Origin of the sequence: Xenorhabdus bovienii (assembly GCF_024721015.1) — a bacterium.
GTDB lineage: Bacteria > Pseudomonadota > Gammaproteobacteria > Enterobacterales > Enterobacteriaceae > Xenorhabdus > Xenorhabdus bovienii.
The window spans coordinates 1-19,928 of the sequence record NZ_JANAIF010000032.1; the positions used below are offsets into that span (position 1 = coordinate 1).

General features: G+C 40.2%; 18 protein-coding genes and 1 pseudogene. 7 read left to right on the forward strand and 12 right to left on the reverse strand.

The window, feature by feature from the left end:
• Positions 1 to 929 precede the first annotated feature (929 nt).
• Complete coding sequence (locus NXS07_RS10280; protein WP_258086696.1) at positions 930 to 2,465, forward strand: peptide MFS transporter; 1,536 nt, start codon at positions 930 to 932, stop codon at positions 2,463 to 2,465.
• Positions 2,466 to 2,626: 161 nt separating this feature from the next.
• Here the strand turns inward: NXS07_RS10280 and NXS07_RS10285 are convergent, their stop codons facing one another.
• A complete protein-coding gene (locus NXS07_RS10285) occupies positions 2,627 to 3,055 on the reverse strand; it encodes a hypothetical protein (protein ID WP_038209474.1) in 429 nt (142 codons plus the stop codon).
• A 170-nt stretch (positions 3,056 to 3,225) separates the two neighbouring features.
• Between NXS07_RS10285 and NXS07_RS10290 the strand changes: the two are divergent.
• A pseudogene (locus NXS07_RS10290) lies at positions 3,226 to 4,016 on the forward strand (PhzF family phenazine biosynthesis protein).
• 53 nt (positions 4,017 to 4,069) lie between these two features.
• Positions 4,070 to 4,576, forward strand: coding sequence for a DUF1543 domain-containing protein (locus NXS07_RS10295; protein ID WP_038197145.1), 507 nt, complete (start codon positions 4,070 to 4,072; stop codon positions 4,574 to 4,576).
• 56 nt (positions 4,577 to 4,632) lie between these two features.
• On the opposite strand, the gene lldD is transcribed toward NXS07_RS10295, so the two are convergent.
• The 8 genes from lldD to NXS07_RS10335 form a co-directional block, all read right to left on the reverse strand.
• The gene (gene lldD, locus NXS07_RS10300; RefSeq protein WP_038209467.1) at positions 4,633 to 5,775 is read right to left on the reverse strand and encodes an FMN-dependent L-lactate dehydrogenase LldD; all 1,143 of its coding nucleotides are present in this window, start codon (positions 5,773 to 5,775) and stop codon (positions 4,633 to 4,635) included.
• 38 nt (positions 5,776 to 5,813) lie between these two features.
• On the reverse strand, positions 5,814 to 7,394 hold the full coding sequence (locus NXS07_RS10305; RefSeq protein WP_258086697.1) for an L-lactate permease: 1,581 nt from the start codon (positions 7,392 to 7,394) through the stop codon (positions 5,814 to 5,816).
• A gap of 317 nt (positions 7,395 to 7,711) precedes the next feature.
• On the reverse strand, positions 7,712 to 8,632 hold the full coding sequence (locus tag NXS07_RS10310; protein WP_258086698.1) for a LysR family transcriptional regulator: 921 nt from the start codon (positions 8,630 to 8,632) through the stop codon (positions 7,712 to 7,714).
• A gap of 207 nt (positions 8,633 to 8,839) precedes the next feature.
• Positions 8,840 to 9,622 carry a polysaccharide lyase gene (locus NXS07_RS10315; RefSeq protein WP_258086699.1) on the reverse strand — a complete coding sequence of 261 codons (783 nt, stop codon included), beginning with the start codon at positions 9,620 to 9,622 and terminating at the stop codon, positions 8,840 to 8,842.
• A 392-nt stretch (positions 9,623 to 10,014) separates the two neighbouring features.
• Positions 10,015 to 10,617, reverse strand: coding sequence for an RBBP9/YdeN family alpha/beta hydrolase (locus NXS07_RS10320; RefSeq protein ID WP_046336932.1), 603 nt, complete (start codon positions 10,615 to 10,617; stop codon positions 10,015 to 10,017).
• A 110-nt stretch (positions 10,618 to 10,727) separates the two neighbouring features.
• On the reverse strand, positions 10,728 to 11,270 hold the full coding sequence (gene ybiA, locus NXS07_RS10325; protein WP_308686602.1) for a riboflavin biosynthesis intermediates N-glycosidase: 543 nt from the start codon (positions 11,268 to 11,270) through the stop codon (positions 10,728 to 10,730).
• A gap of 211 nt (positions 11,271 to 11,481) precedes the next feature.
• The gene (locus tag NXS07_RS10330) at positions 11,482 to 11,934 is read right to left on the reverse strand and encodes a DUF2335 domain-containing protein (RefSeq protein WP_038181232.1); all 453 of its coding nucleotides are present in this window, start codon (positions 11,932 to 11,934) and stop codon (positions 11,482 to 11,484) included.
• Positions 11,935 to 12,046: 112 nt separating this feature from the next.
• Positions 12,047 to 12,241 carry a Cro/CI family transcriptional regulator gene (locus tag NXS07_RS10335; protein WP_038181229.1) on the reverse strand — a complete coding sequence of 65 codons (195 nt, stop codon included), beginning with the start codon at positions 12,239 to 12,241 and terminating at the stop codon, positions 12,047 to 12,049.
• Between the two features lie 100 nt (positions 12,242 to 12,341).
• Here NXS07_RS10335 and NXS07_RS10340 point away from each other — a divergent pair, with 100 nt between their 5' ends.
• Positions 12,342 to 13,058: a LexA family protein gene (locus tag NXS07_RS10340; RefSeq protein WP_038209463.1), complete on the forward strand. Its 717-nt coding sequence runs from the start codon at positions 12,342 to 12,344 to the stop codon at positions 13,056 to 13,058.
• Positions 13,059 to 13,498: 440 nt separating this feature from the next.
• Here the strand turns inward: NXS07_RS10340 and NXS07_RS10345 are convergent, their stop codons facing one another.
• The 3 genes from NXS07_RS10345 to NXS07_RS10355 all read right to left on the reverse strand — a co-directional run bounded on the left by NXS07_RS10345 (position 13,499) and on the right by NXS07_RS10355 (position 17,053).
• Positions 13,499 to 14,041: a hypothetical protein gene (locus tag NXS07_RS10345; RefSeq protein ID WP_038209454.1), complete on the reverse strand. Its 543-nt coding sequence runs from the start codon at positions 14,039 to 14,041 to the stop codon at positions 13,499 to 13,501.
• 371 nt (positions 14,042 to 14,412) lie between these two features.
• Complete coding sequence (gene cspE, locus NXS07_RS10350) at positions 14,413 to 14,628, reverse strand: transcription antiterminator/RNA stability regulator CspE (RefSeq protein WP_012987298.1); 216 nt, start codon at positions 14,626 to 14,628, stop codon at positions 14,413 to 14,415.
• A gap of 499 nt (positions 14,629 to 15,127) precedes the next feature.
• Positions 15,128 to 17,053: a sigma 54-interacting transcriptional regulator gene (locus tag NXS07_RS10355; RefSeq protein ID WP_258086701.1), complete on the reverse strand. Its 1,926-nt coding sequence runs from the start codon at positions 17,051 to 17,053 to the stop codon at positions 15,128 to 15,130.
• A 251-nt stretch (positions 17,054 to 17,304) separates the two neighbouring features.
• On the opposite strand from NXS07_RS10355, the gene NXS07_RS10360 reads away from it, so the two are divergent.
• From NXS07_RS10360 to NXS07_RS10370, 3 genes are read left to right on the forward strand one after another with little or no spacing between them, the layout of a single operon-like run.
• Positions 17,305 to 17,787, forward strand: a complete 483-nt coding sequence (locus NXS07_RS10360; RefSeq protein WP_038181218.1) for an MSMEG_0572/Sll0783 family nitrogen starvation response protein — start codon at positions 17,305 to 17,307, stop codon at positions 17,785 to 17,787.
• 30 nt (positions 17,788 to 17,817) lie between these two features.
• On the forward strand, positions 17,818 to 18,810 hold the full coding sequence (locus tag NXS07_RS10365; protein WP_046336933.1) for a Nit6803 family nitrilase: 993 nt from the start codon (positions 17,818 to 17,820) through the stop codon (positions 18,808 to 18,810).
• Between the two features lie 36 nt (positions 18,811 to 18,846).
• A complete protein-coding gene (locus tag NXS07_RS10370; protein WP_258086702.1) occupies positions 18,847 to 19,926 on the forward strand; it encodes an MSMEG_0568 family radical SAM protein in 1,080 nt (359 codons plus the stop codon).
• Positions 19,927 to 19,928 lie beyond the last annotated feature (2 nt).

A 19,928-nucleotide genomic window follows, 5' to 3' on the forward strand; every position in this document is an offset into this window, starting at 1 on the left:
TCGAAATGAAATGCGAGCCGAAAAAGATAAATGCAAGCTCATTTGCAGTTAATATGAGCAGGAAGGTATTTTCATTTGCAATTAATGTGGGCTAAAAAAGCGGATAAATGCAAGCCCGACCGTTTTCGATTGCGAGCCGTTACAACTAACTAACGTTATTCGGCTGCCATTTCATCGAATGGCAGCCATGATTTTTCTCTCTTTACGAGATACAAACCGAAGTACACCAAAACGACAATGTTTTCACCTATCTGTTATTGAAAACGAAATCTTTTTTCATTTAATACTCATTTCTTATTGCTCATATCAGGTGACAAGCCGTATTTTCAGTTATAATCCATCATGTTGCGATATGGTAAATATTACAAAAATGTTAATAAAAGCATTTGTTGCAACCATTTCCAACCTATATTTTGTGTTTTTTTTCACCGCCAACGTGGTGTTTTTTTAATCCTATTTATTCTTCGATTGATTTACATTCCCACAGTGACTGTAAACCACATAAAAAGAAATAAACCGCCCTTATGTTACCTTGTCACGATTAATTTTTATTCTTTCTTGCTAACGCAGAAGCATATTCACTCCGAAATCATCATCAAGTAACATATTGTTTTATAATTCATTTTATAAAAAATATCATAGCCGATAAAAAAAACCACAAGTCAATAGCTGCATATCACACCACCTCTATTAAATTCTAAAAATGCGATTCTTATCGACTTTCGTTCTAAAAAATGGAATATGAAATAGAAAATGTGTTGCTTGCCAATGAAAAAAGCAGAGAACATGTTAAAACTATACCAACAATTAAGTAATCAACTTTATAAAAACATGTTAATAATTTCGTTCCTCGTGATTATAAAGTGATTTTTATTTTAACTTGTAAAATATCTCCATCACAAAGATGGGTTTCTGGGAAGAATTATTCAATGCAATCTTCAAATAAGAATGGAAATCATAGAACCTTTTTTGGGCATCCTTATCCACTAAGTGCCCTTTTTATGACAGAAATGTGGGAACGTTTTTCATTTTATGGCATTCGCCCCCTTCTGATTTTATTCATGTCTGCGGCAATTTTTGAAGGGGGAATGGGTATCCCTCGTGAGCAGGCATCAGCCATTGTCGGAATTTTTGCCGGCAGTATTTACCTGACATCACTCCCAGGCGGCTGGTTAGCCGACAACTGGTTAGGTCAACGACTTGCAGTCTGGTATGGCTCGATTATTATCGCATTAGGGCACCTGTCCATCGCATTATCGGGGATCTGGAACAATAATCTGTTCTTTATCGGGCTGCTACTCATTACTATTGGTACTGGCCTGTTCAAGACCTGTGTGACAGTCATGGTAGGAACTCTGTACAAAAAAGATGATCCCCGTCGTGATGGTGGTTTCTCCCTGTTTTATATGGGCATCAATCTGGGTTCCTTGATCGCTGCATTAATTACAGGTTGGCTGGTGAAGGATTACGGCTGGCACTGGGGCTTTGGTGTTGGTGGATTAGGTATGTTAGTCGCCCTGCTGATTTTCCGCTTTTACACTGTCCCACTAATGCGCCGTTATGATAAAGAAGCGGGTCTGGATTCCAGTTGGGATCATCCAATGGTAAAACGCAAAAACGTTGGTAAATGGATCGGCGCACTCTTAGTCGTTATCTGTGCGATTGTTGCAATAGTAGCTATGGGCGTTATTCCCTTTAACCCAGTGATGGTTGCCAATGTGCTGGTGTATATTATCTCATTAAGCGTTATCCTCTATTTTGCCTATTTATTCCTATTTGCAGGGTTAGACCGCAATGAGAAAACCCGCTTGTTCATTTGTTTTATCCTGCTGGTTTCAGCCGCTCTATTCTGGTCAGCATTTGAGCAAAAACCAACTTCATTTAACTTATTCGCCAAAGACTACACTGACCGTATAGTACTGGGTTATGAAATTCCGGCCGTCTGGTTCCAGTCGATTAATCCTCTGTACATTATTCTGCTGGCACCGCTATTTAGCTGGCTGTGGCCTATGCTGGCAAAACGTAATATGAACCCAAGCAGTATCGGTAATTTTATGATTGCTATGCTGTTTGCGGCGGGTGGTTTTGGCATCATGATGCTTGCATCACAGTACGTACTGGCAACTGGGGGGACGGTTTCCCCTCTATGGCTGATTTTTAGTATTCTTTTGCTGACACTGGGTGAACTTTGCCTCAGTCCAATCGGACTGGCAACCATGACCGTACTGGCACCTTCCCGCATGCGTGGACAGGTAATGGGATTATGGTTCTGTGCCAGCGCACTGGGAAATCTGGCTGCTGGCCTGATTGGTGGTAACGTGCGCGCAGATAAACTTGATAGCCTGCCAGAATTGTTTTCCAATGTTTCACTATCGTTGATTATCTGTTCTGCTGTTCTGCTTGTTTTAATCATCCCGATTCGCCGTTTAATGAGCAATCTTCACCAAGCGGAAACGAAATCTTAATTATGACAAAAGCCGCAATTAATTGAGTAGGGAAATAGATATACCCAAGCCATCTCCATTATGCTGAGATGGCTTTAGTTTTTATATGCGACTCCTTTCGCACTCTTCCGGTGTCCACAGTTAGCTAAACACTATCGTATCATCCGCCGCCCGTCACTGGCTCAGTGAAAAGAACCACAAGTATCAGCAATATCTGAATAAGAATAGCTATTTCCAAAGTCTTTTTCTAATTTCTGTCGAGTAGCTCGATAACAGCGGCGATTGGAGAGATGACTCGTTTGTTGCATATGTTGAAAGGATTTTAGGTTTTTACTCTCCCAATCATAAGAAAGTCCGATTCCATTTTTATTCTCGAATTTTTTGTTGTACTGTTTCATCTCTTCCTCTCGTTTTTCCGCCAGCACGTTATCCTGTGTCAGCGTATCAACATTCCAATATTTGGAGTCTAACCCCGCTCTTTTTTTCAGATACTCCTCTGAAGGTTTGTTATCAGTAGGCATCTCACTTTTGTAGCTAAAATCCAGCGCCAACGCTTGGGTACAGCCCATTGATAAAATAAAAAACAAGCAAGAAACTCCTTTGATTTTCATATATTCCCCTAATGTAACTATAACTAAAAATTATTATTTAATAGCCATTATGGGCTCAGGTCAACACCCCGTTATAGGTAGATCTATGTTCGGAAAAAATAACCCTTTACAAACAAAAGTAACTTCAACATGCTGAGTCCGATTTTTTATTAGAATAAAGTGAGATTTTGATGCCTTCATACCCTATTTATCATGTCGATGCTTTCACGGAAAAATCCTTTTCTGGCAACCCTGCCGCTGTTGTTTTGCTGGATAAATGGCTGACAGATGAAGCGTTGATTGCCATTGCCGCAGAAATTAATCTTTCAGAGACAGCCTTTCTGGTAGGAAATCAACTACGTTGGTTTACACCTAAAGTCGAAGTGAATTTATGTGGGCATGGGACGCTGGCAACCGCTTTCGTCCTCATAGAACACCAATCTTGCCAAGATAACCCGATCACGTTCACAAGCCTTTCCGGTGAGCTTCGTGTATCTCATCAAGAGGGTATTTTCACATTGGATTTTGCCGCTACTGATTGTCATGAAGAAAAAACGCTCGTCTCTATTATGCAGGACGCTCTGGGGCAAAATATCAACGAAGTGTTCGCCTCACATGATCGCTATATTTGCGTGATGGATTCTGCTGATCTCAAGTTCTCAATACCCAACCTGACTTTAATAAAATCGCAGCTCTTCCCTTAGCTGGGCTTACCATTACCGCTCCCGGTGAGTCACCTGTTGATTTTGTTTCACGTTATTTTGCTCCAGCAAAAGGTGTCAATGAAGATCCCGTGACGGGTTCAACCCACTGTGTTCTCACGCCCTTCTGGGGAGAAAGGCTCAATAAATCAACACTCCATGCACGTCAACTCTCCGAACGAGGAGGCGATATATTATGTAAAACAGACGGCAATCGCGTTTATTTGACTGGAAAAGCAAAACTCTTTTCCCATGGGCAAATATTGCTTGAAGACCAGTAATTCTCCACTTGTTACAAACAATGACATTATAAAATTATAACATAAGAGATAATATGACTCGGTTATATATGTTTTATCTGGGTGGCAATGCCGGAAAATCCAATATCGAAGTTCACGATGTCCAATTTGTTGCAGTGGATCAGGTCGAAAAAGCCTATCCTGTATTACGTGAGGTCTGGTTTGGCGATAAAGATAAACTGCATCTGGATGGTTATATGCCCATCACATGGGCTGACGGTTACGATATTATGCTCAGTCATGATGAATATCCTGGAGAAATGCAGCTTTATTTCGTCAACGTTGGAGGCTACCAAAAAGATTCACTGGCAGAAGCCCATGAGTTCGGGTTCTTTGTAGCCCGCACAGTTGAAGAAGCTAAACAAAAAGCCAAAGAAAGCTTACTTGCTGGTTACGGCCAACTGCATAAAGATAACCTGAAAGATGTTGATGACTGCTTGCTTTTGGGGTCAGTGAATAGCTATTACATCCATTTAGTTGAAAATCCTGACGGTCAGCCTGATAAACCGGAATGGCAGGGGTATCGTCCCATCGGAATCTAATTGAGTGTCGGTCAGCAGAATAACCTCTGCTGACCATAAACAACAGCTACAATTGATTAACCTTGCTTGCCTACCAGCAAATTTGAATTGATCTCTGCAATTGACTTCGCACCTGTCAATGTCATTGCTACTCGCATCTCTTTATCAATCAGATCCAGCAGATTGGAAACACCGGCTTCCCCTGCTGCTGCCAGCGCGTAAACAAAAGCGCGCCCCAACAAGACACTATCCGCTCCCAAAGCGAGCATTCTCACCACATCTAATCCAGTACGGATACCAGAATCAGTCAGAATGGTGATGTCATTCTTGACAGCATCTGCAATCGCTGGCAAAGCACGCGCCGTCGATAAAACACCATCAAGCTGGCGTCCCCCATGGTTGGAAACCACAATCCCATCAGCACCAAAACGCACAGCATCTTTGGCATCTTCTGGATCAAGAATACCTTTGAGAATCATTGGCCCTTTCCAGAAATCGCGGATCCATTCCAAGTCTTTCCAGGATATTGACGGATCAAAATTATTTCCCAACCAGCCAATGTAATCTTTTAGCTTGGTTGGTATACCACGGTACGCGGAAATATTGCCGAGATCATGCGGCTTGCCCATTAGCCCCACATCCCATGCCCATTGAGGATGAGTCATCGCTTGCAAGATTTGTCTCATGGAAGTATTCGGGCCACTCATGCCAGAATGTGCATCACGATAGCGCGCTCCAGGAATCGGCATATCAACGGTAAACACCAGATTTTTAACTCCCGCCGCCTGTGCCCTCTCCAGTACATTGCGCATAAAACCACGATCTTTCAGTACATAAAGCTGAAACCATATTGGACGGTCAATAGCTGAAGCTACTTCTTCAATCGGGCATACCGATACAGTAGATAAAGTAAACGGAATTCCCTTTTTGGCTGCAGCCCGTGCTGCCTGCACTTCACCACGACGTGCATACATACCGGACAAACCCACAGGAGCCAACGCCACGGGCATTGCCATTTTTTCCCCAAATAAACGGGTTTCCAGGTTCAGTTCAGACATATTTTTCAATACACGCTGGCGCAACTCAATGCTAGATAAATCTTCGGTATTACGTTTAAGGGTATGCTCTGCATAAGCTCCGCCATCGATATAGTGAAACAGAAAAGGCGGTAATTTGGCCTGTGCTGCTGCCCGATAATCAGTTGAAGCGGAAATAATCATAATATGTACCTTAATGTTGAGAACTTATTTGCGCATTTTTAGAATGTCAGAATCAGGGCCATAACAGCCGCGATGGCCCCATAAACCAGCATGGGTAAAATGGTTTTTTTCATGATTTGTCCCTCTGCATTGGCGATACCCAAAATAGAGCAGACAGCAATAATATTGTTCAGACAAATCATATTGCCCATAGCACCACCAACAGATTGGAGCGCCAGCATCAAATTGGCATTCATTCCGCCGTTCAGGGCGATGGAATACTGAATTCCGCCGAATGTCAGGTTAGAAACGGTATTGGATCCCGAAAAGAATGAGCCGAGCGCCCCAAGGAACGAAGAGAACAGGAGCCAACTTTCCCCCGTCATTACGGCCAATGCCTTACCAATGATAATCACTGGTGCATTTTCTCCGCCCAACATCATGATGTTGACCATCACTAATGCACCAAACAGCGCAATGAATGGCTTGAAAATCCGTGATCCTGTTTCACAGAACATCTGTTTTACCTGATAGCGGTTCAGCTGAAAAAGTGGGATGCACAACAGCACAACCAACAGGAACGGGATAATTGCCGGTGCATATAATATTTTGTAGCTGGCAGAAGCTGACGTACCCAACACTTGTTGTAAGTTAATAATCAGAGATTTACTGACATTAAGTTCACCTAACCATCCCAAATTCAATTGCCACTGGATATCGGCATTGTTCAATAGCCCCTTGATCCCTAATTGGTGAATACGGGTAATTATCAGGATCACAATTAATAACAAGGTTGGCATCATCGCCTTGATAATCTTGCTGAAAGGCAAAACCCGAACAGTACCTTTTTTCTCGTAACGTTTTATTCCGATACCCAAGCGAGCAAATAATACTGACAGAGCCAGTCCAATCGCACCGCCTATCAATGCAGGAAACTCATAATTGACCTGAGCTAATAACAAATAAGGCGTGGTACAGCTCAAAATACTTAAGAAGATAAATAGGATGTTTCCACGAATTTCCTGCCACGACACAATAAACCGCAGTGCCAGTAACGGAATGACAAAGCCAGCGACAAAGTGAATCAACGCACTTAAGCGCCCAATTTCTAATAAATTGCCATCAGGTAAGCCAAGGTTGGCGAAACCGAACCATGTGGGAGTCCCCACCGCGCCGAAAGAAACGGGTACAGAATTCATTACCAAAGTCAGCAAAGCAACACGCAAGGGATTGAATCCCAAACCAACCAATATTGGAGCGGCAATCGCCGCTGGTGTACCAAAACCACTGGCTCCTTCAATCATAAAAGCAAAAGCCCAACCAATAATCATCAACTGAGCGACGGGGTTGGGACTGATATTTTCCAGCCATTTGCGTACAACATCTTCGGCTCCGCTGATTTGCATCAGTTTATTAAGTAATATTGCGCCTAAGATAATGGTAATAGGAGTAAGAACGGAAACCAAAGCCGTAATGATGTTTGCATGTAACAATAATGACGAAGATTCAAACCAAAATAGTTGTGTGAAATAAACTATAACCGCAGTCAATGGCAGAGCCATATAGGATGGAATACCGTTACGCTTGGTCATCATCCAAATCAGCAGGACAATCGGAGCAATGCTGAAAAATAAGGGCATAAAATCCTCATAGTGACTATTTTTATAAGGCAAAGAATGTAGCTAAAAAGTTAATTCTTCATAACGACGCCATTATAATCACAACCTTTCCTAAGCTCCTACGTCACTATTTTTTAACAATAAGGAATAATATAAATTTTCGGCGAAATTATCATGTCATACGGATATGATTAAATATCATAAAAATCATATGGATGCATGCATCATTGAAATAATAAAAGCGGTTACATCACACTAATTAGACATGAATTTTCAATAGACTATATCCAAAAATGACATAATCTCTGCTGAATATTAGTTATCAGCAGAGAGGAATATCAAAAATAATGACTGATATTTTTGTAAGAGATCATAATATGCTCAATCAACATTCGGATTTTCAAAGGTAAATTTCGGGTATAAGGATAAACAGCATAAACACCCAAAACTTTTCCACTATATCCCTTAAGTATTTCCACCAATTTTCCTGTCTGCAAATCTTCATACACCATGACACGCGGAACCATTGCAATACCGAACCCACCCAATACAGCTTTGCGGATTGCTAATGCATTATTTGAGGAAAAATTTCCATTTACCTGTAATTCGTAGATATCCCGGCTATCAGGCTGTTTCATCAACCAGTTGGCCGTACCGCTTTCCTGATGGGTATAAGTGAGACAGCTATGATTAAGAAGATCTTCCGCGGATTTGGGTTGCGGATACATTTCCAGATAGCCGGGAGAACATACAATCACCCAGCGCGAATTCAAGATAGGCCTGGCAATTAAACTGGAATCCGGCATCGTGCCAGTACGAATTGCCAGATCGATTCTTTCATTGACCAAATCAGCGAAATGATTTTCTAACCGTATCTCAACTTTCAATTTAGGATGCAAGCTACAAAACTCAGCAACTTTTTCACTCAGCAGCAATTCGCCTGAAACTGTGGGTACTGACATACGGATCACTCCCGTCAATTCATCACTTTTCTCACTTACCACATATAATGCATCTTGAATTCGGCTACTTATTTCCTTGGCATGTTGATAAAGCACCCGCCCATTTTCAGTCAATGTAAGGCTACGTGTAGTACGATACAAAAGACGCGCGCCAAGGGATTTTTCCAGACGCCCAATACGCTTACTGATGACTGAACTAGTGATACTTGCGCTTTCTGCCGCTTTACTGAACGATCCACAGTCAACAATCAAAGCAAACAAAATAAGATCGTTTGCATATTCATGAGTAGATAACATAACCTTGTATACTTCAATGTGCGTTCAAGGCCGACAGTTTAAACGCTATAGGTGATAAATCAATCCTTTCGCCACACCGTAAAAATACCCAGTAGCCCACACGCTGAGCGTGTGGGCAAAAAGATAAATATTTTTTGTACATTATAAGAATATTCTTGAATTAATTGGCTAATTTTAAAATCTTAAGTTTTAATTTCATCAGAATAGCTATTTAATACTATTCGGTTTTTCTATACTGACAATAAAATTGTCAAAATAAGCATATTGCTCTACCGGAGGAGCCCAGTCTAACGTTGAACCACCAAAAAATGAACTCCATTTTATAGCATCGATAAAAATATTCCCTTCATTACGCCATTTTAAATCCTTCAATTTAAATACTTCTTTATCATTAACATATTGTATATAAATACCATCATGTTTGCCGATGCTATTCAGTTTTACGTATTGGGTTAAGGTATACCAGACTCCTTTATTTAACGTGATATCAAATTTAAAATAATCACCGCATCGTGATTCTTTCTCAGGATAATAGAGATATCCCTTCAATTCCCCTCGCTCTCGCCACATTAAACGACTACTGAATCCATCAAAATCTCCATTATCTATGCACCCTGACGGGCGATCACCACCTGCCAGCCCCGGCAACTTACCACCTTTGACCCACATAAAGTCTTTACTGAACATCACCTTATATTGTAGCCATAACGCCTGATGAGCACCTTTCAGAGGCACATCAAAGGATGTTCCCGCTTTGGAACTGACGGTATTAGCAAGATAAGTTATCTCTAGTACTTTATTTCGATCATGTTGAGGATCAACAACAATATTTAAACGGCCTTGATTAAGACCTGACGAAGCTGAGGGTGAAATACCCCAGTCAGATTTGAAATCCTTAGCAGAATATTTCCCTACTTTATGGTCAAAATTCACGTTAATTAAATCATCATGACTTTGATTAGCAGTAGAAGTTAAATCGACAGGTGCCATAATTTATTCCTTATATAATTTATATTCTCACCTCTATATAAACATTCAGATATAGATATACTTAAAATAAGATATTTATATTTATACTAAATACAAGGTTACAACGCTTTAATCAAAACCTACAATATCTATCACAACACTGACATTATTTATTTAAAAACATCAATAACAGTAAATCACAAATTAAATCAATCAATATCAAATCACGTCACTAAAATGCGTGTTTTTATATTGTTCCCATTATTGACGATAGTCAAACCTTATAATTAACCATCGTTTTTTAAAATACATCATTGGTCTTTTATATTTAATATCTTTACACACCAGATGCGCCAATGCCTCAGATTAAATAAAATAAACTGAGGCATTGGCAGGATTTCATCTCTTTATTTTCATCCTGAAACGATGGTTTTTAGAGCATCATAGACAGGTAACAGACGGGTAAAGCCCTCTCTATCAAGAAAATGCCCAGCATTATCGACATTAATGATTTTGGTTTGCAATGAATTAGCCAGAGCGTGAGAAGATTGCGGAGAAACAATATAATCGTTGGAAGAAATGATTGAAATACGATGTTCCGTCACTTCACGCAAGAATGCATAGCTCAATGGTTCGGCTGTAAAAATGTTTAATTTTGGCAAACTCTCCAGCGGAGAATCAAACCCAGAAACTAAAATATACCCTCCAATTCGGTCAGCCGTAGAACTTATCACCTCTAAATGCCGCAATAACGTGACGCAACCGAGGCTATGACCAATAAAAATTGTATCATCATCTGCCTTTGGTATTACATCAATCAACATCTTGGCCCACATTTCAGGTATCGGTGCCAATGACTCAGGCATTGCAGGCACCATAACCTCCGCACCTTGCTCAGTAAGCACTTCTTTTAACCAAGGGAACCAATGTGATGAAGGTGAGGCACTATATCCATGCACAATAATAATCTTTTTGCCAGAAAATAGGTCGCTACTACTTATCGTTCGTTGTGTCATTGACATTATCCTAGTGAGTAACATTCCCACTAAATGGGAATAAAATTGTCTATCCCTTCCCATTCTATTTTAGCGCCTAGATTTTTAGGCGCTAAAATTTAATCTATGTCTTATATTTTTAATTCTTCACGTACAGCCATCAAGGCAAATCCTAATAAATTCAAACCATTCCACGTCAACGGATTCTCAATATTGGCAAAATCTTCTGCCAGCCCGATACCCCAAATACGATCAACAGGACTCGCTTCGACCAGTATTTTATCTCCCGTATTCAATAAAAACTCTGCCAAAGCATTATCTTGAGAAAATTTTGCCAGATTACCGTCAATCACGATCGCCAATCGATGTTCATCCCAAATCGATTGGTTAAACCCACGAACCTCGCGCCCATACGCTTTCGCTGCACCTGGGTTTTTAGCATTGATAATTTTTTCCAGTGTTGCAGAATCATTAAATAAACGCGCCTTTTCTGCCATCATATAATGTTCAGTACTGGAATAACTTACGTTATTAACGATAAATGGTGCTGGATACCACTGGCTTAGGCAGGATTTTGTTATGTAATCAGTATGATTATTTTTATGCCCCCAGAAAAAAAGATATTTAAGCTTTTTTCCTGATTGATAACGTTCACATAAAGTTCTCATGTCCATATAAATTCTCTATAACATGCTAATTCATTTAAAATAGATAGTTAAACCTACCATGCAAAATTCTTTTTATTCTTGTCGATGTAAACCATGTCAATTCTATGGTATGAAATAAAAACAACAAGAAGATATTCAAATAAAATTGAGAGGATATAAAAATGGCAAATGAACATAGTTACATATAATATCAATAAGTTACGTTATTATTTCGGAGTCATTTGATGTTTGATTTACGCCCTATGGCAAACACGGCTGCCAGCCCAACCAGATCAATGGTAATTAGCGTTCCTGCAAACAACATTTCGCCCTTGAACGCAAAGACAGTCGCTATGGTTAAGATAAACATCGCAATGGAAAATCCCATCCACTGCCCCCTTTTATCCTTTGTGATCATGCTATCAAGTGCCTTTTTCTGATTATCATGCCGGAAACGCTGCTCTTTTTCTCTGAAAGACAATATTCTTTCTGCACAACCAGACAGGATTGACTCGTAGTTCTTCAACACATCAGGGGATGGAAGCGGTTCAGAACAACGAGAAATCACCTGACTTTCCGAGGAATTTCTATCTGATAAATCAGAATCCAAGATCTCGCGATAATCATTTGCGGGCATAATGTCAAGAATACTCCCTATCGCTCTAAAATAATGACAAATGTTAGAACCCATATCTTCTCCTGAACAATATACACAAAAAACATCAGAATAAAATCAATGAGATAATTAAGTCTGTTCAATAATAGATACCGATTAATCATACTCCTGATATTTTTTAATTCTTCTATACAGCCTGTTTCTGACTGGGAAATGGCCGACATTCTTCAGCTTTGTAACTGCCATCTTCCTGGCGGATCAAAAATATTTTACGACCTGCTCGCAACGCTTTACTTATGGCGGTTTGATGAACACCGACCAGACTTGCTGCTTTCACTTGGCCATTTTTCTTCACATATTCTGATAATAAGATCTTTTCCATACGTTTTCTCCTGTCTACTTCGAAATAATATCCAAAGTATTAAATTTTTCAATACTTTTAGTATTTATCATTTTAATAGCGTTGGTATTAAAATAGGCTTATGAAAAAGAAACTAACAACAGAACAACTTGCAGATGCCAAACGTTTGAAGCGCATATTTGTGTCAAGGCAAAAGCAGCTCGGTATCTCTTCTCAAGATGCATTCGCAGACGAGCTTGGCATGACTCAAAGCGCCGTTTCACACTATCTCAATGGTATAAACGCCCTTAATTTGGAGAGAGCGGCCGACTTCGCTAATAAATTGGGCGTTCGCATTGCAGATTTCAGTCCATCATTAGATCAACAGGCCAGGAAACTCCTGAAGGTGATCTATGGTGATGATCCTACTCTTGCCGCCCATCAACATCCTCAAAAACAATATCCATTGCTGAACTGGGCAAATGCAGGTAGTTGGTGTGAAGAACCTGCACCGCTATATCCTGGAAACGATATTGAACAATGGTATGAAACTTCTATTGAATGTTCACCCCATGCTTTCTGGCTGGAAGTTAAAGGTAATTCAATGGCATCATCGAATGAATTAAACATACAGCAAGGTATGATCATTTTGATTGACCCTGATGTTAAGCCTACGGCTAATAACTTGGTGATAGCAAAACTTGAGGGAGAAAAAGAGCTGACTTTTAAGCAATTAATTACCGAAGGATACGATGCCTATTTAAAGCCTCTGAATCCTCAATACAATATGATACCTCTCAATGAGAAAGTGCATATTGTTGGTGTTGTCGTAGAAGCCAAGATAGCTAAGTTACCCTGACAGCAGTAATCAGCCAATAAATTATAGGGGCTGGGTATTTATAAACAAAGTGATCGCCATTTTTATTATATTCGACGCCCCCCTGGGCAGGCTTCATATGCAGGCAGAAAAATTTATCAATATTGCCGTTCCTCTCAACACATCGATGAATGTGGCATCTTGTCGTCGGTTACTTCATCTTTTTCAAGATGATAAGGCTACAAAAAGTGAACTGATGGAGGAGAAGCGATTTTACCTCTCTGAATAGCGTGATTTATTTGTTGATAATGACTTAAAAACTGTACAGATCTTATTATAGATGGTGAACAGACAGTAAATATTCAGATTACTCATATTTTTGATTATTTTAAAGGAGTTAATTTAAAAATATGATCTGATAATCTTACTATTAAAAATAGTAAGATTACTCTATAAAAACAATTAGTTATTAATTAAAACTTTTACATAATAATATAATGAAATGGTGTTTTACCAATCTGTTTTAATTGAATATGTTTGGATTTATCTTTAGCATAATAAATTTTATCATTTAAATATTTATCTACAAGTCCATTCAACTTAGCATGATCTACATTTTTAGTAACACCTACAGCCCAAATACTTCTTAGTTCTATCTCAGATTTTCTAATTTTGCTCACTTTATCTAAATCAGAAATCATATTTTTTACACATGAAACAGGGCTGATATTTTGCTTGAACTCTACTGCCAAATATGTCTCTGTAGTCCATCCTTTTTTTCTCAAAAGGAAATCAGGCTTTAAATAATTACCTTCTTTATTTTTCCTATTATCATACTTGAATGAATATTCTCTCCACCACTCATGATCTGTTTTAGAAAGCATATATGAAAATTCAACCTGAAGCCAAGTTTCCCAGCCTGTAATATTTCCTTCATCAATGATATGAAATTTTTTACAAATCTCCTTATCAGAAAAGAAGCTATCAAGCAATTCCATTAAGTGTTCAAAATCTCGATTTATCATAATAATTTCCCTTATTCCAACTTAGTGATATTGCTCCATTTTATTCTTTTTTTTAGTTTTAGATCAAGATATACAGATCAGGGCTGAAAATATATAACCCAGCAACCCAACCAACATTTTACTTGAAGAAACAGTTAGTACCCTAAAATAAAAAAGGCCACGCCGAAGCGGAGCCTAGAATATTTCCTGAGTCTTTCAGTATATCGAACTACAGTAAATTTTGCCGGAGTCGAGTTGCAAATTCTCAGTCTACTACTGATAGATACGAAAAAGCCTCGCATTTCTGCGAGGCTTCTATGATAACCTTATGTGCTCCGGCCTACACCTTCATCGCTATCATAAGGTCATCGTCTTATTCTGTTCAGCAATGATTAAGATAAAGCAATCACGTTAGTTGCTGATGGGCCTTTAGCGCCACTTTCTACTGAGAAAGAAACTTCCTGGCCTTCATCTAAAGTTTTATAATCATTGCTCTGAATTGCAGAAAAATGAACAAAAACATCTTTGCTTCCATCTTTTGGAGAGATAAAGCCAAAACCTTTATCGCTGTTGAACCATTTAACTGTACCAGTCATTGTATTAGACATGTTGAATTCCTTTAATTTTTTAAGTTGCCATAAGGCGTTGTAAGGTTTGTTTTCTGTTTTACTTATGGGCACTAAGTAGAAGAAATTCGCAATGAAGTGGTATCGAAGATAGCGCTAAAAGGTGAACTACTTTAAACTTGCTTTACATAAATAGGTCTGTACTTCCAAACCGATGGCGCTATTAAGCACTATTTTTATTTACTTAGCAAGCTTTAATTTTATTTTTTTACACCACCGTCAGTTACTGTACATATACATAGGTAATCCCGGCTAACGGAAACAGTAAATCATCCATGCCACTCCCTCTACTTTATAGTTATCCCATAGAGCCGCCCACCATCCAGCGTCCTTAGTGATAAACCCCGATCGCGCAAAACATGGACATTATTATGGGTCTGTATGTTGCGCAAAGGACAATTGAGTTTTTATGCTACGTTATCCAAAGTGCAGAAAGAAATGGAAACAGATTCATCTAATAGCCTGCCTCTGGATGAGATTTTTAATAATCAATCCCTAATTTCTTTAAGCGTGAGATCAAGGTTGTTGGGTTTATTCCCAACAATCTCGCTGCGCCGTTATCACCAAAAATTTTCCCTTTGCATTGTTTAACCGCAAGGGAAAGATTTTTAATTTCCAACTCCTTGAATTGTTCTATAGTCAGAACGCCTTCGGTTTGTTGATATTCATTGTAAATATCCTGACGCTGAATCTTAGGTTGCTGTTGATCTTGTTCCAACAAATATTTAAAGGAAACAGCGCCTTGCCTTGCCGTAATTAGCGCCCGTTCGATGACATTTTGCAACTCACGGATATTACCGGGCCAGTCATATTGCTGAAGCTCCAAAATATGCTTTTGTGAAAATGGCAGATACTTAATTTTACGATTGTCACAAATCAGTCTGGTAAAATGTGTAACCAAAAGCGGAATATCTTCCCTACGGTCACGCAAGGCAGGGGAATGAATCGGAAATACATTTAAACGGAAATACAGGTCTTCACGAAAGCGTTTATATTTCACCTCTTCTTTTAAATTACGGTTGGTGGCGGCAATAATCCGCACATTCACATGCCGCGTTTTTTCTTCGCCGACCCGCTCAAAGGTGCCTTCTTGCAATACACGCAGTAGCTTACTTTGTAACTCTGGTTGAATATCGCCAATTTCATCTAAAAATAATGTGCCTTGGTCTGCCAATTCAAAACGACCGATACGGTCACGCACAGCCCCAGTAAATGCACCTTTGACATGCCCGAAAAATTCACTTTCAAACAGTTCCGAAGGAATCGCGGCACAATTGACCCGAATAAGTGGTTGTTGTTTACGGTGACTGAATTGGTGAATTGCGCGGGCAATCAGTTCCTTGCCTGTACCGGATTCACCATAAATCATCACGTTGGCATCCGTTGAGGCGACTACCTTGATTTTTTCGATAATCTGTAAAATAGATGCACTATTACCGACAATTTCATGGTATTTATTTTCTTGTAAAATTTCCTCCTGCAAATATTCGTTTTGCTGTTCCAGTCGGCTTTTTAAATCTTGCAGTTCTTCAAGGGCATGGGTCAGTTGTTTTTCGGTATTCAGCCGATCGGTAATATCGCGAAATACCACCACTGCACCGATAATTTCACTGTCACGGATCACTGGGGTACTGGTAAATTCCACTGGAAAGTAACTGCCGTCACGCCGCCAAAAATTTTCCTGAATACCTTCATACACAATACCGTCATGTACTGCCGCGTAAATCGGGCACTCCTCAACAGGGTAATGATCGCCATTGTCATGGGTATGGTGATGGATTTTATGAATATTATTACTCAGCACATCTTCAGGTTGCAGCCCCAGCATTTTAGCCCCGGCAGGATTGATAAAGGTGCACAAGCCTTGCTTGTTGATACTGTAAATACCGTCCCCGACTGAACTCAGTAATAAATGCTTGCCTGTGTCGGAGTCGATAAACAATTCTTGTAAGGCTTGCCATTCTTTTAAATCTGTACGGATGGCTTTATCGGTATTTTTCTTAAGTTGGCGCAGTTCTAACTCTCTGACATCCACCAGCGACCATATCAACAATGTTTTGTTTTTATAGGGCAATGAAATAGAAGTGATATCTAACTGGATTTTTTCACCATGTTTATCAAAGGAACATAGCTCATTGTTCCAAGCCCAATCTTTTTCCAAAGCTTCTTCGGTAAATGCCAGCAGGTGTGGCAGTTGGCTTAAATGACCAAAAACGGAAGTTATTGTTTTTTGAATAATTTCATGACGTTCATAACGCAATAATCGAGTGGCACTGATATTCACATCAATAAACTGGTTTTGATGTGGATCTAACACAATTAATGCCTGTGATGTGTGTTCAAATACCAACGGGCGAATCGAGTTTTCAGAAGTTACCCAATCCGAAATAAAATCAGTTGTATTCATATTATTCCTCATATTCATATTATGAAGTTTCATAATTGAAACTATAAAAATTCATAATACTACGGAAAATCATAACATCCCAGCGGTCCCATTTATATTAATAAAAATATTTTATATAAATTTTAATTATATTTTTCAATGAGATAAACACAAATCCCCTGCCCAGAAATATAACTTGGCATAGCTTTCGCTATAACACAGGAAGACGACATATTGATTAATTCCAAAATAACATTGAACTAGGAGCTGTTATGCCAAAAATTGATATCGAACAATATAAAGATGGCGATTTTCTTGTTGATTACGAAGAAAAAGTGTTTGAGGACGTCAAAGCACAGCCGGGTGAAAAGGCATTGTTGACTTTCCATACCGTTGCATTTGAAGGATCAATTGGCCTGATCAATGTGTTACAGGCAAAGCGTTTATTGCGTAAGGGCTTTGAAACCAAAATCTTGCTTTACGGCCCGGGTGTGCAATTGGGTGTTCAACGTGGTTTTCCAACTTTAGGGGCTGAGGCTTTTCCGGGTCATTTGGCCGTCAATAACCAATTGAAAGCCTTTATGGAAGAAGGCGGCGAAGTCTATGCCTGTCGTTTTGCGTTGCAAGCAATGTATGGTCAAACAGAGAAAGCACTTATTCCGGGAATTCGCCCGATTAATCCATTGGATGTGATGGATTTAAAACTGCTGATGCGTCGTGAAAATGCCTTAATTATTGATACTTGGACTGTTTAAGTAAGCGCAAACTCATAAGGGGAATAAGACATGAACCGAATCATTAAAGCTGCCGCAGTGCAATGTAGCCCTGTGCTTTATAGCCAAGCCGCAACGGTAAAAAAAATCTGTGACATTATTTCAGAGCTTGGAAAACAAGGTGTGCAATTTGCCGTTTTTCCTGAAACCGTCGTGCCTTATTACCCTTATTTTTCCTTTGTACAACCGCCATTTGCCATGGGAAAAGAGCATTTAAAGTTGTTGAATGAATCGGTGGTTGTACCTTCCGAAGCAACTCTGGCGATTGGTCAAGCCTGCCTTGAAGCCAACATGGTGGTATCGATTGGTATTAATGAACGTGCGGGCGGTACGATCTATAACGCACAGCTGTTATTTGATGCCGATGGTTCAATCATTCAGCATCGCCGCAAAATTACGCCAACTTACCATGAGCGAATGGTTTGGGGCCAAGGTGATGGCAGTGGCCTGCATGCCATTGACTCTGCGGTGGGGCGTGTTGGTTCGCTGGCATGCTGGGAACATTACAACCCGTTGGCACGTTTTGCCTTGATGGCAGATGGTGAGCAAATTCATGCGTCCATGTTTCCTGGTTCGTTGGTAGGACAAATTTTTGCCGATCAAATCAGTGCAACCATTCAACACCATGCGTTAGAATCCGGCTGTTTTGTGGTCAATGCCACCGCATGGCTGCATCCTGAACAGCAGCAGCAGATTATGCAGGATACAGGCTGTAACATCGGTCCAATTTCAGGGGGATGTTTTACCGCCATTGTTTCTCCCGAAGGCAAGTTCTTAGCTGAACCGCTCACGCAAGATGAAGGTTACTGCATTGCCGATTTGGATCTTAGCCTGATTGATAAACGCAAACGCATGATGGATTCAGTGGGACATTACAGTCGCCCTGAATTGTTTAGCTTATTGATTGATCGCCGTCCGACAAATGTATTGCACGAACTGAAAATTGAAACACCAGATCAAAATCATCTCGAAAAACACGCGAAATTTAATGAAACCCAGATCTGAACCATATTGATTAAACCCAAGTAATAGGGGGTAAATATGTCTGCAATACAATTACTGACCGATTTGCAATGTAATGGTCTGAAATGGGAAGGCGAGTTTGGTTTATCCCGCAAAGGTGGCGCAGGGCCAAGCGATCATAAGGCACTGAGCCTTGACGGAAAAACCATGATGATTCCTGTGCTGAACCTTGCAGCACAAGACTCTCCCTATACTGCAAAGCCTGATCTGAACTCTGACAAGGTGACTGTCTTTAAAAACCGGATCCCGGTGGCAACCTTAACTATACCTGCACGACCGCGATTTTATGATTTAAAAACCGCCGAAGGTATTGCCTATGAGCAAATTGCGACCTTACATAGCCATGATGTGTTGGCAACGACAGTGTTACAGCATTGCATTCGTATGAATGACAAGGCAACGGCGTGCCAGTTTTGCTCAATTGATCAGTCTTTGATAGGGGGTCGAACCTTGATCCGTAAACGCCCGGAACAATTGGCAGAGGTAGCGAAAGCAGCCGTTGAGCTGGATGGTATCAAGCAAATGGTGATCACCACAGGTACGCCAAATACAGGAGATCGCGGAGCAAAAATCTTATGTGACTCGGTCAAGGCGATTAAGGCACAAGTAGATTTACCAATACAGGTACAGTGCGAGCCACCCGATGATTTTGCATGGTTTCAACGTTTAAAAGATGCAGGCGCTGTATCAATTGGAATGCACCTTGAGGCGGTGAGTGAGCGTGTACGGCAAAAGATTATGCCGGGCAAAGCTGAAGTATCGCTGGAAAAGTATTTTTCAGCATTTGAGGCAGCCGTTGCCGTGTTCGGCCGAGGACAAGTCAGTACCTACATTTTGGCTGGATTGGGCGACACCGAACCGGAAATCGTGGAAATGACTGCCAAACTGACTGAAATAGGGGTGTATCCATTTGTGGTGCCATTTGTGCCAATTCAAGGCACACCATTAGAACATCATCCTAAACCTGATCACGCCTTTATGCAGTCGCTTTACCCGAAAATCGGATTGCAACTCAAACAACATAGCTTGAACTCAGAAAATACTCAGGCAGGCTGTGCCAAATGTGGCGCTTGTTCTTCGCTGAAAGCATATGAATAAGG

Coding starts and splice junctions, on each gene's coding strand:
- NXS07_RS10280 (WP_258086696.1), top strand. CDS start 930: ATGCAATCTTCAAATAAGAATGGAAATCATAGAACCTTTTTTGGGCAT.
- NXS07_RS10285 (WP_038209474.1), bottom strand. CDS start 3,055: ATGAAAATCAAAGGAGTTTCTTGCTTGTTTTTTATTTTATCAATGGGC.
- NXS07_RS10295 (WP_038197145.1), top strand. CDS start 4,070: ATGACTCGGTTATATATGTTTTATCTGGGTGGCAATGCCGGAAAATCC.
- lldD (WP_038209467.1), bottom strand. CDS start 5,775: ATGATTATTTCCGCTTCAACTGATTATCGGGCAGCAGCACAGGCCAAA.
- NXS07_RS10305 (WP_258086697.1), bottom strand. CDS start 7,394: ATGCCCTTATTTTTCAGCATTGCTCCGATTGTCCTGCTGATTTGGATG.
- NXS07_RS10310 (WP_258086698.1), bottom strand. CDS start 8,632: ATGTTATCTACTCATGAATATGCAAACGATCTTATTTTGTTTGCTTTG.
- NXS07_RS10315 (WP_258086699.1), bottom strand. CDS start 9,622: ATGGCACCTGTCGATTTAACTTCTACTGCTAATCAAAGTCATGATGAT.
- NXS07_RS10320 (WP_046336932.1), bottom strand. CDS start 10,617: ATGACACAACGAACGATAAGTAGTAGCGACCTATTTTCTGGCAAAAAG.
- ybiA (WP_308686602.1), bottom strand. CDS start 11,270: ATGGACATGAGAACTTTATGTGAACGTTATCAATCAGGAAAAAAGCTT.
- NXS07_RS10330 (WP_038181232.1), bottom strand. CDS start 11,934: ATGGGTTCTAACATTTGTCATTATTTTAGAGCGATAGGGAGTATTCTT.
- NXS07_RS10335 (WP_038181229.1), bottom strand. CDS start 12,241: ATGGAAAAGATCTTATTATCAGAATATGTGAAGAAAAATGGCCAAGTG.
- NXS07_RS10340 (WP_038209463.1), top strand. CDS start 12,342: ATGAAAAAGAAACTAACAACAGAACAACTTGCAGATGCCAAACGTTTG.
- NXS07_RS10345 (WP_038209454.1), bottom strand. CDS start 14,041: ATGATAAATCGAGATTTTGAACACTTAATGGAATTGCTTGATAGCTTC.
- cspE (WP_012987298.1), bottom strand. CDS start 14,628: ATGTCTAATACAATGACTGGTACAGTTAAATGGTTCAACAGCGATAAA.
- NXS07_RS10355 (WP_258086701.1), bottom strand. CDS start 17,053: ATGAATACAACTGATTTTATTTCGGATTGGGTAACTTCTGAAAACTCG.
- NXS07_RS10360 (WP_038181218.1), top strand. CDS start 17,305: ATGCCAAAAATTGATATCGAACAATATAAAGATGGCGATTTTCTTGTT.
- NXS07_RS10365 (WP_046336933.1), top strand. CDS start 17,818: ATGAACCGAATCATTAAAGCTGCCGCAGTGCAATGTAGCCCTGTGCTT.
- NXS07_RS10370 (WP_258086702.1), top strand. CDS start 18,847: ATGTCTGCAATACAATTACTGACCGATTTGCAATGTAATGGTCTGAAA.